Below are 13,421 nucleotides of genomic sequence, written 5' to 3' on the forward strand. Positions count from 1 at the left end.
CGCCGGCCTTCAGGAGGCTCTGGCTGGGCCGCGTCTTCTCCGGTTTCGGGGCGCAGATGACGCTCGTCGCCGTGATGTTCCAGGTCTGGGAGCAGACCCGGAGCACGATCTGGCCGGGGCTGTCGGGCTCGCCCAGGCCCTGCCGGTGGTCGTGTTCGGGCTGTTCGCCGGGTCGCTGGTGGACCGCGTCGACCGGCGGAAGTTCGCGCTGCTGACCACCGCGGGACAGGCCGCCTGCTCGGTTTTCCTGGCGGTGCAAGGGTTTCTCGACGACGTGCCGGTGCTCGCGGTGTTGGGACTGGTGGCGGGGCAATCCTGTTTCGTCGCGGGTGGCGGACCGGCGGCGCGCACGTTCGTCCCGCGGCTGCTGGCGCCGGAGCAGCTCCCGGCCGGGCTGGCGCTGAACCGGATCGCGTTCCAGGGCGCGATGCTGCTCGGCCCGGCGCTGGCCGGACTGCTGCTGGGCCGGTTCGGGGTGGGCGGCTGCTACCTGGTCGACGCGCTGACGTTCGCGATGGCGTTCTACGGCGTCCTCGGCCTCCCGCCGATGCGCCCCGACGGCGAGCCGTCGCGGCCGGGGCTGCGCGGGGTGCTGGACGGGCTGGCGTTCCTGGTGCGCACGCCGGTGGTCCGCGGAGCGCTGCTGACGGACCTGGCGGCGACGGTCCTGTCGATGCCGATCAGCCTGTTCCCGCTGGTGAACGCGGAGAAGTTCGCCGGCGACCCCCGGACGCTGGGGTTGTTCCTGTCGGCGATCGCGGTGGGCGGAGTGGTGGCATCGGTGTTTTCGGGGACGTTCACCCGGCTGCCGCGGCCGGGTCTGGTGATGCTGATCGGATCGGCGACGTGGGGTGGGGCGCTGGTGGTGTTCGGGGTGGTGCCGGACCCGTGGGTGGGGCTCGGGTGCCTGGTCCTGGCGGGCGCGGCGGACACGGTTTCGGTCGTGTCGCGCGGGGCGCTGGTGCAGCTCAACACCCCGGACGCGTTGCTCGGCCGGGTCGCGGCGGCGGAGCAGATCGTCGGTCAGGCCGGTCCGGATCTCGGGAACATGCGGGCCGGGCTGGTCGCGGGAGTGGCGTCGGGGACGGCGGCGCTGGTGAGTGGCGGGGTGCTGTGCGTGGTGGCGGTGGCGCTGGTGGGAGCGGGGACGCCGGGCCTGCGCCGCTTCGCTACGCCGGCGAAGGCTGCGACGGGGTAGGGGCGGGTCTCGCCGGTTGCAGGGTTCGCTCGGATGGGCCGTGCGGGGTGGGGGCTCGCTGAGATGGGCGTCGCGAGGTGCGGGCTCGCTTGGATGGGTCCCGCGAGGTGCGGGCTCGCTCAGATGAGCGTCGTGAGGTGCGGGCTCGGTCGGATGGGCCCTGCGAGGTGGGCCTCGCGAGGTGGGGGCTCGCTGGGATGGGCTTCGTGAGGTGGGGGGCTCGGTGGGATGGGCCTCGCTAGGTGGGGGGCTCGCTGGGATGGGCCTCGCGGGGTGGGGGCTCGCCCGGGTGGGCGCCGCGAGGTTCTCGGTTTCACCACTGGGGGCCGGGTCTGGGAAGCCGTGGCCCCGCGCCCGCACGTGAGCGTCAGCCGAGGCGGGTCTCCAGGCCGTCGAGGACCCTTTCGAGTCCGTAGCGGAACCCGTCGCCGCGGGATTTCCCCGGCTCTTCCCCGTCCGCCGTCGCCAACGCGTGCAAACGCGGGTACGGCTTCGTCGCCTCGATCAGGGCCGGACGCAGTCCGTCCACCCACTCCTGCTCGCTCCGGCCGCTCCGGGACAGCGTCGTCAGCCACGCCGCCTCCGTTGTCGCCGTGCCGATCACGTACGCCATCACCGTGGTGAGCGCCCGGTCCGCTTCGGCGGGGGAGAACTTCCCCGCCTCGAACAGGGTCAGCATCCGCTCGTTCAGCCGCATCACGTTCGGCCCCAGGTACGCGAGGCCCACCTGGCCCAGCACCGAAGCGATCCACGGGTGCCGCAGCAGCACCGCCCTCGCGCTCTCCGCGCAGGCCGTCACCGCCTGGCGCCACGTCCGCCCCCACGTGTCCGGGACCTCGATCTGGCCGTAGACCTCGTCGACGACCAGCTCCAGCAGCTCGTCCTTGTTCGCCACGTGCCGGTACAGCGACGTCGCCCCCGCGTCCAGCCGCGCGCCGAGCTTGCGCATGCTCAGCGCCTCGATGCCGTCGGTGTCCAGCAGCCGCAGCGCCTCGGCCACGATCTGCGCGCGGCTCAGCGCGGGTTGCTCCCGGCGCCTCTGCGGGCGCGTCCACACCGACAGCGCGGGCTGCTCTTCGGCCGGCATCCGGCCTCCTTCCGTCCCGTCCACCTTAGCGCACGTCGTACGCCCATTGCGTACGTCGCACGGCTGTGCGTACAGTGTGCGCAACAAGGGAACACTGTACGCAGGAGGCGAACTATCCATGACTTTCGACCAGAACCGCTGGCAGCGCCGGTTCGACGAGCTCCGCGCCGCCCACCACGTCCCGGGCGCGGCCCTCGCCGTGCTCACCGGTGGCGAGATCCACGAACTCGCCACCGGCGTGCTGCACCGCGGCACCGGCGTCGAAGTGACGACCGACTCGGTCTTCCAGGTCGGCTCGATCACCAAGGTCCACACCGCGACCCTCGTCCTGCAGCTCGCGGAGGAGGGCCGGCTCGACCTCGACGCGCCGGTCCGGGACGTGCTGCCCGGCTTCACCGTCGCCGACCCGAAGGCGTCGGAGACCATCACCGCCCGCCAGCTGTTGTCCCACACGAGCGGCCTCACCTGCGACTTCACCCACGACACCGGACGCGGCGACGACTGCCTCGCCGCCTACGTCGACGCCGCCGAGGCCGTCCCGCTCGACTGCCCACCCGGGACGGCCATCTCCTACAGCAGCGTCGGCTACAACGTCCTCGGCCGGATCGTCGAAGTCCTCACCGGCCAGACCTGGGACGCCGCCCTCCAAGACCGGCTTTGCGCACCCCTGGGCCTCACGCACACCGTGACGCTCCCCGAAGACGTCCTGCGGTTCCGCGCCGCGATGGGACACCTCGGCGAAGCGGGCGAAGATCCCGACCCCGCGCCGGTCTGGAATCCGCTGCCGCGCTCGGCCGGCCCGTACGGCGGCGTCCTGTGCGCCACCGCCGCCGACGTCCTGCGGCTGGCCCGGATGCACCTCGACGGCGGCACCGCGCCGGACGGAACCCGGTTGCTGCGCCGGGAAACCGTCGAAGCGATGCAACACCGCGAGACCGACTGCCCCGACAAGTGGACCGTCGACTCCGACGGCTGGGGACTCGGCTGGACGCTCTACGACTGGAACGGCACCCCGGGCTTCGGCCACGACGGCGCGACCATCGGCCAGTACGGCTTCCTGCGCGTGGCCCCGGACGCCGGCGTGGCCGTCGTGCTGCTGACCAACGGCGGCGGCGCCCGCCGGCTCTACTCCGACCTCCTGCGCGAACTGCTCGGCGAGCTGGCCGGCATCCGCATGCCGGAGCCGTTCGGCCCGCCCGCGGAGCCGCTTCCGGTCGTGGCCGGCGACCGGGCGGGCACCTACCGGCGGGAGGGCGTCGAGATCACCGTCTCGGACCGCGACGGCGTCCCGCACCTGCGGTACGCGTTCGTGGACGGCATGGCCGGCCTCGCGCCGCCGATCGAGTCGGACCTCGTCGCCGTGTCGGACACGGTGTTCGCCGGCCGCGCCGACGGCCCGTTCAGCGACGACTGGATGCCGGTCGTGTTCTCGACGCTCGCGGACGGCACGGGCTGCGTCTACGTCGGCATGCGCGCGGCGCCGAAGATCGCCTGACCGGCGCCGCTGCTCAGCCGGACCCGAAGTGTGCACGCCCGGTCACGGCGTGGACTTCCGCCCTGCCGCACCGCGCGGTAGTTCTTTCCCGACGACGACTTCGTCCGTCCGGAAAGGACCGAAATGATCAAGCGAACCTGTGCGGCCGCGCTCCTCGCCGCCGCCGCGGCCGGGCTGGCGGTCGCCCCCGCCGAGGCGACCGTCCAAAGTGGAAGCGGCACCATCGGCGACCCGTGGGTGCCGACCCATGCGGCGCACATCACCTGCCAGACGGCCACCCTCTTCGGCAACTACACCGCCGGGCAAGGCCACTCCGACCCGATCGCGACGCTCGTCCAGGGCAACTACATCGGCGTCCGCTACATCACCTCGGACCACAACTCGGCCGACGTCTTCTGGCACGGCACCAGCAAGTGGGGCTTCCTGCTCCGCGACTGCTTCGCCCTGAACTGAAAGGGAAACCGATGAAACGCGCCATCCTGACCGCGGCCCTCGCCACCGCCGCCGTCATCACCTTCGCACCCGCCGCTTCGGCCGGCACCGTGCACGAGATCTGCGCCCAGGACCTCTACGTCCGGACGCAGCCGGCCGGCGTCATCGTCGGCACCCTCTACCGCGGCGACCACTTCGAGCTGTCGCGGTACTCGCCCAGCGGCGACTGGGCCGAGGGGTACGCGATGGGCCACGTGAACCAGCGCGGCTGGATCCAGGCCGGCTGGTTCTGCTGACCGCTCACGGGAGCTTGAGCGAAAGCACGTCCGGCACCGTGATCAGGCTGCCGTAGAGGTTGGCGTTCCCGCCGATGGCGAGGACCCGGTGCGCCGGGGTGGCCGCGCAGACCAGCGACGCCCGGCCGTGCGGGAGCAGCGTGCCCAGCAGCACCCATTCCCCCGTGCGGACGTCGAGGACCTCGGTCGTGCGGTCCCGGGCGGTCGGGTCCTCGACCGGCGCGGGACCGCCGCCGGCCACCACGATCCGGTCACCCACCCGCGCCGCGCCGGGTGCGCCGCGCCGCTTGCGCATCGGCGCGACCGCCTCCCAGCGGTCGGTGTCCGGGCAGTACCGCTCCACCGAGTCGAGCGCGTTCTGTTGCCGGCTGGGCAATCCGCCGAGCGCGTACAGGTGCGTGCCGGTCGCGATGAGCCGGAACCGGGCCCGCGGGGTGAGCATCGGGGCCACCGGCGCCCAGTGCCGCCCGGCCGGGTCGAAGACGAACACCGCGTCCGTGGCGTGTTCCTCGACATCGCTGTCCCCGACGAAACCGCCTGCCACGTAGAGCTTTCCGCCCAGTCCGGCCGCCGAGGCCGCGCCGAGCGGCACGGGCAGCGGCGGGCTCGGCCGCCATTCGTCGGCCGCCGGGTCGTACACCTCGACGACGTCGGTGGTCCGCTCGTCCGCGGTGATCCCGGCGGCGGCGTAGACCAGCCCGCCGACCACCCCGGCCGCGTGGTTCCCGCGCGGGGTCGGCATCGGGCTCACGTAGCGCCAGGCGCCGCTGCCCGTGAGCTTGCGGGTCTCCACCGAGCCGAAGCCCACGTTCCCGTCGGTGCCGCCGAGCACGAAGACGTCGTCCCCCACGGTCGCCACCTCGTGGGCGAACCTGGGCGACAGCATCGGCGGCCGGTACTTCCACGACACGTTCATCGTCACCCCTCCATTCCGCTCCGCCAGAGTCTCCGAAGACGATCTGTTTGTTACTGCTCCGGCCGAAATCGGTTTTTCGCCACCCACGGCCCGCGGGCGATGCCTTTCCCGATGGGTCATCCGCTGTAGTGCGCTCGGCTGAATGGCGTAGGTTGATCACGCTGTGTACCGGCGTCTCGTGGGTTTGTTTCCCCTGGTGATCACCGCGCGGTCAGTGGATTACCCGTTTGAACAGCGTTCAGGCTTTCCCGAATCGATATTTGCGGACGCGGAAATCGTCATCTACAGTCCGGCGCATCGCGGCTGAACGAGCCGGATTTCCGTGGTTTGTAGATTCTTCTGCGAGGAGTGGCATGCCCAAACGCGCCTCGACCCGCCGGTTCGCCGTGCTCGCGCTCGTCCTCGCGCTGGTGAGCGCGTGCAGCCAGCGCGGCGGGTCCGGATCCGGCGGCGCCGTCGAAAAGCCGGCGATCCGGGTCGCGATCTTCTCCGCCGTCGACCTCGCCACCTTCTGGCTGGCGCAGGAAGGCGGCTACTTCAAGGTCGAAGGGCTCGACGTGCAGGCCGACGCCGGGGCCAGCGGCCAGGAGGCGCTGACCCGGATGACGAACGGCCAGGACGACCTCGCGCTGTCCACCTACACCCTGTTCTTCCTGGCGAAGAACAACGGCGCCGACCTGAAGCTGATCGCGGACGCCACCTCGGCGAGCCCGCGCAGCAACGAGCTGGTCACCGTGCCGAACTCGCCGGTCAAGACGGTGACCGACCTGAACGGCAAGCGGATCGCCATCAGCTCGAAGAACGCCGCCTCGGACGTGCTGACCCGGTCGGTGCTGCGCGACCACGGGGTCGGCTTCGACAAGGTGCAGTGGGTGCCGATGCCGTTGCCGGACATGGGGACCGCGCTGGCGCAGGGGCGCATCGACGCCGCCTACCAGCCGGAACCGTTCCTCACCCAGTCGGCCAAGGTCGCCGGCGCGTACCCGGTCATCGACGCCGCCAGCGGCAGCACGCAGTCCTTCCCGCTCACCGGCTTCGGCGCGACGGCGAAGTGGGTCCAGGCCCACCCGAAGACGATGCTCGCGTTCCAGCGCGCGATGCTCAACGCCACGCGCGCCGCGGTCGACCGCGCGCGGATCGAACCGCTCGTCGTCCGCAACGCCAAAGTGGACCAGGACATCGCGAGCCTGATGGTGATGCCCGCGTTCGGGTCCACCCTGGACGCTCGCCGCATCCAGCGGGTGCCGGACCTGTTGCAGCAGCTGGGCGTCGTCCAGACGAAGCTCGACGCTTCCTCGATGATCGCGCCGCAGGCCAGCACGGGCTGACGCGGGACGACCGCTGGGGCTGAAGGGGCCTTTCCTCGCATCTGGTGCGAGGAAAGGCCCCTTCGCTGCGTGAGATGAGACGAAGGTGCCCTTCAGCGCGTCGGTGACCATTCCCCTGGCGTGCGGGTTTCGCGAAATTCACGGACCGGTCACGAAGATCCGGTTTCCGGTGGTTCGCACCTTGACACGACCGGCGCCGCGCCCCACCCTCTTCATACCGACCGCGCGGTACGGCCTGGTCCACATGGTGGGACGGGAGAGACGGGAGAGTCGACGATGACACTTCTTGATGAAGCTCTGCCCGGTGAGGACCTGCTCGTGGTCGACGGCCTCACCGTGCGGTTCGGCGGGCTCACCGCGCTCAACGACGTCCGGATGAGCGTCGACGCCGGCACCGTCGTCGGGGTCATCGGGCCCAACGGCGCCGGGAAGACCACGCTGTTCAACGTCATCTGCGGCTTCGTCCGGCCCCAGTCCGGCCGGGTGCTGTGGCGCGGTGAACCCCTGGTCCGGCAGCGTCCCGAACACCTCGCCGGTCTCGGGATCGTCCGCACCCTGCAGGGCCTCGGCCTCTTCGCCGGGCTGACCGTCCTGGAAAACGTGATGGCCGGGGCGGGCCGGCACGCCAAGACGGGCCTGCTCCCCGCGCTCGTCGGCGCCGGGCGTTCGGCGCGTGACGAAGACGGTCTCGCGCACCGGGCGCGCGAGACGCTCGGCGAGCTCGGGATCGCCGACCTCGCCGACCGGCTGCCCGGCGTTCTGCCTTACGGCGTGCGAAAACGCGTCGCCCTCGCCCGGGCGCTGGTGGCCGAGCCCGACCTCCTGCTGCTCGACGAACCCGCCAGTGGGCTCTCGGCCGCCGAGCTCGTCGAGCTCTCGACGTTGATCCTCTCGCTGCGGCGGCACATGGCGGTCGTGCTCGTCGAGCACCACATGGACCTCGTCATGCAGGTCTGCGATCGCGTCGTGGTGCTCAACTTCGGCGAGGTGATCGCGGCGGGCGCCCCGGCCGAGATCCAGGCCGACCCCCGCGTCACCGAGGCCTACCTCGGCGACCCCGCCGAGGAGGCGCCCGGTGCTTGAGATCGACGAGCTGTCCGTGGCCTACGGCGCCGTCCGCGCGCTCGACGGCGTCGGCCTGGAGGTCGAACGCGGCGGGATCACCGCCGTGCTCGGCGCGAACGGTGCCGGCAAGACGACGCTGCTGCGCACGATCAGCGGCCTGCAACCGGCCCGCGGCGGCCGGATCACCTGGGACGGCAAGGAACTCACCGGCCGGGCGCCCGACCGCATCGCCCGCGGCGGGGTCGCGCACGTGCCCGAAGGCGGTGGGGTGATCACCGAGCTGACCGTCGACGAGAACCTCCGGCTGGGCGCGCTGTGGCGCCGCGACCGCGCCGACCGCGAGGCCGCGCGCAAGGAGATGTACGAGCTCTTCCCGCCGCTGGAAGAACGTTCGGCGAAACCCGCCGCGACGCTGTCCGGCGGCGAGCGGCAGATGCTCGCCATCGGCCGCGCCCTGATGAGCCGGCCGGAACTGCTGCTGCTGGACGAGCCGTCGCTCGGCCTCGCGCCGCTGATCACCGCCCGGATCATGGGCATCCTGCGGGACCTGCGGACCTCGACCGGGCTCACCGTGGTGCTCGTCGAGCAGAACGCGCACAGCGCGCTGTCCATCGCGGACAACGGTTACGTCCTCGCGCTCGGCAGCGTGGTGGCGGTCGACACCGCCGCGGAGCTGCTGGCCGACGACGGTCTCCGCCACGCCTACCTCGGCTTCTGAAGACCGTAATCATGGAGGTGAACGGTCCGGTATGCAGGAATTCCTCGACCTGACCCTCGGCGGGATCTCCGCCGGCGCGGTCTACGCGGCGCTCGGGCTCGCGCTGGTCATCATCTACCGGGCCACCCGGGTGGTGAACTTCGCGCAGCCCGCGCTCGCCCTGATCTCGACGTACCTCGCGTACTCGGTGACGAAGGCGACGGGCAGCTACTGGCTCGGTTTCGCCGTCGCGATCGTGGCCGGGACGCTGCTGGGCGTCGCCACCGAACGGCTGCTGATCCGGCCGCTGCGGCACCGCTCCGAGCTGAGCTCGATCATCGTCACCCTCGGGCTTCTCCTGGTGCTGCAGGCGATCGCGGGCATGATCTGGTCCAACGAGCCGCTGGCGTTCCCGTACGCCTTCGACTTCGTCGGCCGGTTCTCCGCCAACGACCTGTTCGTGGTGCTGGTGGTGCTCGTGATCGCCGCGCTCGTGCTGGTGGTGTTCAAGTACACGCCGCTGGGCCTGCGGATGCGGGCCGCCGCGTTCGCCCCGGAGGTGGCTCGGACGCTCGGCGTGCGGGTCGGGCTGATGCTCACCGTCGGCTGGGGCCTGGCGGCGGCGGTCGGCTCGCTGGCCGGGCTGCTCGCCACCCCGCCGTTCCTCTTTCCGAACGTGCTGGACGGCGTCTTCGTCTACGCCCTCACCGCCGCGGTGCTCGGCGGCCTGGACAACCCCTTGGGCACGATCGCCGGCGGGTTCGTCCTCGGCGTCGGGCTGTCCTACGTGTCCGGCTACCTGGGTCCGGAGATGGTGACGATCGCCGCGCTGGCGATCCTCGTCGTCGTGCTGATCGTGCGTCCCAGCGGGTTGTTCGGCCGCGCGAAGGTGAGGCGGGTATGACCGTGCGCACGAGTCTTCCGGAAACGCCGGTGAAAACGGCGACGAAGAAGCGGACACTGCCGCCGCTGCTGCTCCACGCCCTGGCCGGGCTGGCCGCCTTCGCCGTCATCGTCCTGCTGACCCTGGTCACCGACGAGTTCACCAACCTGCGGATCGCGACGATCGGCTACTACCTGATCGCGGTCGCCGGGCTGACCCTGCTGACCGGCCTCACCGGGCAGGTTTCGCTGGGCCACGGCGCGTTCATGTTCATCGGCGCGTACACGGTGGCGCTGCTGGTGCGCCGGGTGCCGTCGTTCCCGCTGTGGGCCGACCTGCTGCTCGCGTCGGTCGCGGGCGGACTCGCCGGGCTGCTGGCCGGGGCCGCCGCGGCCCGGTTGCGCGGCCCGTACCTCGCCGGGGCGACGCTCGCGCTGGCCGTCGGCCTGCCCGCGCTGACCCGCCGGTTCCAGGACTTCCTGGGCGGCAGCAACGGACTCAGCTTCACCGTCCACAGCAGACCGTCCGGGGTAGCCGTCCCCGAACTGCGCTGGCAGACCTGGATCGTCTGGCTGAGCGTGCTGATCGCGCTGGTGCTGGTGGTCAACGTCGTGCGCGGCCGGCTCGGGCGCGACTTCCGCGCGGTCCGCGACGACGAGGTCGCCGCGTCGCTGAGCGGGATCGCCGTCGGTCGCACGAAGATCCTCGCGTTCCTGATCAGCGCGGTGTGCGGCGGTCTGGCCGGTGGCCTGCAGGCGTTCCTGCTCGGCACCGCCGCACCCGGCTCGTTCACGCCCGCGCTGTCGCTGAGCCTGCTGGCGGCCGTGGTGCTGGGCGGGCTGGGCTCCCTGTGGGGCGCGCTGTGGGGCGCGGTCGCGCTCGTCTACTTCCAGGCCTGGTCCGAGGACCTCGCCGACGTCCTGCACCTGAACACCGACGTGGCCAACAACCTCCCGCTCGCGGTGTACGGCGTGATCCTCATCGTCGTCGTGCTCGCCTTCCCCCGCGGCATCCAGGGTGGTTTCCAACGGCTGCGTGGACTTCTCCGCCGACCCGCCGAAAAGAAGGAGAACCATGAGAACCACTAGGTACGGCGCGGGTTTCCTCGCCCTCGCCTTGACGCTGACCGCGTGCGGAGGTGCGGGGGAGAGCGACGGCGGCGGCCAGCAGGCCGCCGACTCGGCCGTCGGCGTCACGAAGGACTCCGTCGTGATCGGCAGCCACCAGCCGCTGACCGGGCCGGCCGCGCCCGGGTACAGCAAGATCTCCGTCGGCGCCCGCGCGGTGTACCAGTCGATCAACGACGGCGGCGGGATCAACGGCCGCAAGATCGACTACAAGGTCGAGGACGACGGCTACAACCCGACGAAGACCGTCGAGGTCGTGAAGAAGCTCGTCCTGCAGGACAAGGTGTTCGCGATCGTCGGGGGTCTCGGGACGCCGACGCACTCGAAGGTCGTCGACTACCTGAACACCGAAGGCGTGCCGGACCTGCTGGTCTCCTCCGGCGCGCTGGCGTGGGACAACCCGCAGAAGGCGCCGATGACCTTCGGCTACCAGGTGGACTACACCCGCGAGGGCAAGATCCAGGGCAAGTACATCAAGGACACCTTCGCCGGCAAGAAGATCGGGTACTTCACGCAGAACGACGACGTCGGCCGCGACACCCAGGCCGGGCTCGACCAGTTCGTCAAGGACCAGACCGTCGCGCGGCAGGGCTACGACAGCGCCAACACCGACGTCACGCCGCAGCTGTCCGCGCTCAAGGCGGCGGGCGCCGAGATCGTCGTCTGCGAGTGCATCCCGGCGTTCACCGCGCTGTCGATACTGGCCGCGGCGAAGATCGGCTACAAGCCGCAGTTCGTCGTCAGCAGCATCGGCGCGGACCCGGCGACGCTGTCCGGGCTGCTGCAGGACTTCGCCAAGCGCGGCGGGGCGAGCGTTTCGAGCGCGCAGCTGCTGTCCGGGCTGATCGGCACCGGCTACCTGCCCGACGTCGCGCAGACGTCCGACCCGTGGGTCGCCTACTTCAAGGGCATCCACGACAAGTACATCCCGAAGGAGGCGTTCACCAACACGCTGTTCTACGGGATGGTGCAGGCGTACACGTTCGGCCAGGCGCTGAAGGCCGCCGGGCCGGACCCCACGCGGCAGAAGATCGTCGAGGCGATGAGCTCGGGGGCGTTGAAGGGCCCGGGTCTCACGCCGTTCGGGTTCTCGAAGGACTCGCACTCCGGCTACACCGGGGCGTACGTGTTCAAGATCAACCCGGACACCACGACGACGGTGATCCAGCCACCGTCGGTCACCGACCGGAGCACCGGGGCGATCACGCCGTACACCGGTGAACGCGCCACTCCGGAGCAGGTGAACCTGCTGGGCAAGTGATGGATCGGGCCGGTCCGCAGCGCCGTGCGGACCGGCCCGCCCGCTCACATAGGGTGGCGAGATGAACGTGCGGGAGAAGGTCGTGCGGGCGGCGGTCCGCCTGTTCGCCGAGAAGGGGTTCGAGGCCACGACGGTCCGCGAGATCGTCGAAGAGGCCGGCGTCACCAAAGGTGGGCTGTACCACTACTTCGAGTCCAAGGACGACCTGCTCTTCGAGATCTACACGGCGATGCTGCGGATGCAGACGCGCCGGATGGTGACGATCGCCGAGTCGGACCTGCCGCTGCCGGAACGGCTGCACGCGATCATCGCCGACGTCGTCGTCACGAGCATCGCCGACCTCGACGCGGCGACGGTGTTCTTCCAGTCGTTCCCGCTGCTGGAGAAGTCCAAGCAGGTTCAGGTGCGGGCCGAGCGGCGCACCTACCACGAGCGCGTGCGGGACCTGGTCTCCGAAGGCCAGCGCGCGGGTGTCTTCCGCGACGACGTGCCCGCCGACCTGGTGATGAACTACCACTACGGCGCCATCCACCGCCTCGGCATGTGGTACCACGCGGACGGCTCACTGTCGGGCGAGCAGGTCGGGGAGCACTTCGCGAACCTGATGCTGCGCAGCCTCCGTCCTTAGTGGACGCTCTATCCTGAGGGCATGCACATCGTGGCGGTCCTCGCGCTGGACCAGGTCGTCCCGTTCGACCTGGCGACGCCCATCGAGGTCTTCTCGCGGACCCTCCTGCCGGGCGGGCGCCCGGCCTACGAGGTCCGGATCTGCGGCCCCGAACCCGAGCTGGACGCGGGGATGTTCACGTTGCGGCCGCCGTGGGACCTGCGTGGCCTGTCGGACGCGGACACGATCATCGTGCCGGGCCGGGCTTCGAACCCGCCGCTGCCGCCCGCGGTGATCGCGGCGTTGCGGGACGCGGCGGCGCGGGGCACGCGGATCGCGTCGATCTGCTCGGGGGCGTTCGTGCTGGCCGAGACGGGTCTGCTGGACGGCCTCCGCGCGACGACCCACTGGGCGGCCGCGCCGGAGCTGGCCCGGCTGTACCCGGCGGTCGACGTCGACCCGGACGTGCTGTACGTCGACAACGGGCAGCTGCTGAGTTCGGCGGGCGCGGCGGCCGGGCTCGACCTGTGCCTGCACCTGATCCGCCGCGACCACGGTTCGGCGGTGGCGGCCGACGCGGCCCGGCTGTCGGTGATGCCGTTGGAGCGCGAGGGCGGCCAGGCCCAGTTCATCGCGCACGACACCCCGCCGACGCCGCGCGGGTCCGAGCTGGAGCCGGTGCTGGCGTGGATGGAGGAGAACTGCGCCGCTGAGCTGACGCTGTCCGGCGTCGCGGCGCAGGTGGGGATGAGCACCCGGACGTTGAACCGCCGCTTCCGCGAGCAGACGGGGACGACGCCGTTGCAGTGGCTGCTGCGGGCCCGGGTGCGCCGGGCGCAGCACCTTCTCGAGGCGACGGGCGAGCCGGTGGACCGGATCGCGGGTCTGGTGGGGTTCGGGTCGCCGGGGGCGTTCCGGGAGCGGTTCAAGCGGGTGGTGGGGACGAGTCCGCAGGCCTACCGGGCGAGTTTCCGGGGCGCGGCGATGTCATGAAAGGGTCGTTCACCGCGCCGGACGACCTGAACGAGT

At 71.3% G+C, this 13,421-nt stretch carries 14 protein-coding genes; 12 read left to right on the forward strand and 2 right to left on the reverse strand.

The annotated features are described in order from the left end of the window. Positions 1-145: 145 nt before the first annotated feature. A complete protein-coding gene (locus tag AB0M59_RS40850; protein WP_364626602.1) occupies positions 146-1,198 on the forward strand; it encodes an MFS transporter in 1,053 nt (350 codons plus the stop codon). Positions 1,199-1,565: 367 nt separating this feature from the next. Here AB0M59_RS40850 and AB0M59_RS40855 read toward each other — a convergent pair whose 3' ends face one another. Continuing rightward, a complete protein-coding gene (locus AB0M59_RS40855) occupies positions 1,566-2,285 on the reverse strand; it encodes a TetR/AcrR family transcriptional regulator (RefSeq protein ID WP_364626605.1) in 720 nt (239 codons plus the stop codon). 118 nt (positions 2,286-2,403) lie between these two features. Here AB0M59_RS40855 and AB0M59_RS40860 point away from each other — a divergent pair, with 118 nt between their 5' ends. The 3 genes from AB0M59_RS40860 to AB0M59_RS40870 all read left to right on the forward strand — a co-directional run bounded on the left by AB0M59_RS40860 (position 2,404) and on the right by AB0M59_RS40870 (position 4,508). Then, positions 2,404-3,780: a serine hydrolase domain-containing protein gene (locus tag AB0M59_RS40860; protein ID WP_364626608.1), complete on the forward strand. Its 1,377-nt coding sequence runs from the start codon at positions 2,404-2,406 to the stop codon at positions 3,778-3,780. A gap of 123 nt (positions 3,781-3,903) precedes the next feature. Beyond that, positions 3,904-4,233, forward strand: a complete 330-nt coding sequence (locus AB0M59_RS40865) for a hypothetical protein (protein ID WP_364626610.1) — start codon at positions 3,904-3,906, stop codon at positions 4,231-4,233. 11 nt (positions 4,234-4,244) lie between these two features. Beyond that, on the forward strand, positions 4,245-4,508 hold the full coding sequence (locus tag AB0M59_RS40870) for a hypothetical protein (protein WP_364626613.1): 264 nt from the start codon (positions 4,245-4,247) through the stop codon (positions 4,506-4,508). A gap of 4 nt (positions 4,509-4,512) precedes the next feature. On the opposite strand, the gene AB0M59_RS40875 is transcribed toward AB0M59_RS40870, so the two are convergent. Further along, positions 4,513-5,424 (reverse strand): kelch repeat-containing protein, encoded by a 912-nt coding sequence (locus tag AB0M59_RS40875; RefSeq protein WP_364626615.1) that lies wholly within the window; start codon positions 5,422-5,424, stop codon positions 4,513-4,515. Positions 5,425-5,777: 353 nt separating this feature from the next. Between AB0M59_RS40875 and AB0M59_RS40880 the strand changes: the two genes are divergently transcribed. From AB0M59_RS40880 to AB0M59_RS40915, 8 genes are all read left to right on the forward strand, one after another. Continuing rightward, positions 5,778-6,752, forward strand: coding sequence for an ABC transporter substrate-binding protein (locus tag AB0M59_RS40880; protein ID WP_364626618.1), 975 nt, complete (start codon positions 5,778-5,780; stop codon positions 6,750-6,752). A 276-nt stretch (positions 6,753-7,028) separates the two neighbouring features. Next, entirely contained in the window at positions 7,029-7,835 is an 807-nt protein-coding gene (locus AB0M59_RS40885) for an ABC transporter ATP-binding protein (RefSeq protein WP_364626620.1), read from the forward strand. Next, positions 7,828-8,535: an ABC transporter ATP-binding protein gene (locus tag AB0M59_RS40890; RefSeq protein WP_364626623.1), complete on the forward strand. Its 708-nt coding sequence runs from the start codon at positions 7,828-7,830 to the stop codon at positions 8,533-8,535. Before AB0M59_RS40885 ends, AB0M59_RS40890 begins: the two co-directional genes overlap by 8 nt. A gap of 31 nt (positions 8,536-8,566) precedes the next feature. After that, positions 8,567-9,418: a branched-chain amino acid ABC transporter permease gene (locus tag AB0M59_RS40895; protein WP_364626626.1), complete on the forward strand. Its 852-nt coding sequence runs from the start codon at positions 8,567-8,569 to the stop codon at positions 9,416-9,418. Then, complete coding sequence (locus AB0M59_RS40900) at positions 9,415-10,485, forward strand: branched-chain amino acid ABC transporter permease (protein WP_364626629.1); 1,071 nt, start codon at positions 9,415-9,417, stop codon at positions 10,483-10,485. The genes AB0M59_RS40895 and AB0M59_RS40900 overlap by 4 nt, the downstream gene beginning before the upstream one ends. Further along, positions 10,472-11,785 carry an ABC transporter substrate-binding protein gene (locus tag AB0M59_RS40905; protein WP_364626631.1) on the forward strand — a complete coding sequence of 438 codons (1,314 nt, stop codon included), beginning with the start codon at positions 10,472-10,474 and terminating at the stop codon, positions 11,783-11,785. Before AB0M59_RS40900 ends, AB0M59_RS40905 begins: the two co-directional genes overlap by 14 nt. A 61-nt stretch (positions 11,786-11,846) precedes the next feature. Then, positions 11,847-12,413 (forward strand): TetR/AcrR family transcriptional regulator, encoded by a 567-nt coding sequence (locus AB0M59_RS40910; RefSeq protein WP_364626634.1) that lies wholly within the window; start codon positions 11,847-11,849, stop codon positions 12,411-12,413. 21 nt (positions 12,414-12,434) lie between these two features. After that, positions 12,435-13,385 carry a helix-turn-helix domain-containing protein gene (locus AB0M59_RS40915; RefSeq protein ID WP_364626637.1) on the forward strand — a complete coding sequence of 317 codons (951 nt, stop codon included), beginning with the start codon at positions 12,435-12,437 and terminating at the stop codon, positions 13,383-13,385. Positions 13,386-13,421 lie beyond the last annotated feature (36 nt).

The organism is Amycolatopsis sp. NPDC051371 (assembly GCF_040682155.1).
Taxonomy (GTDB): Bacteria; Actinomycetota; Actinomycetes; order Mycobacteriales; family Pseudonocardiaceae; genus Amycolatopsis.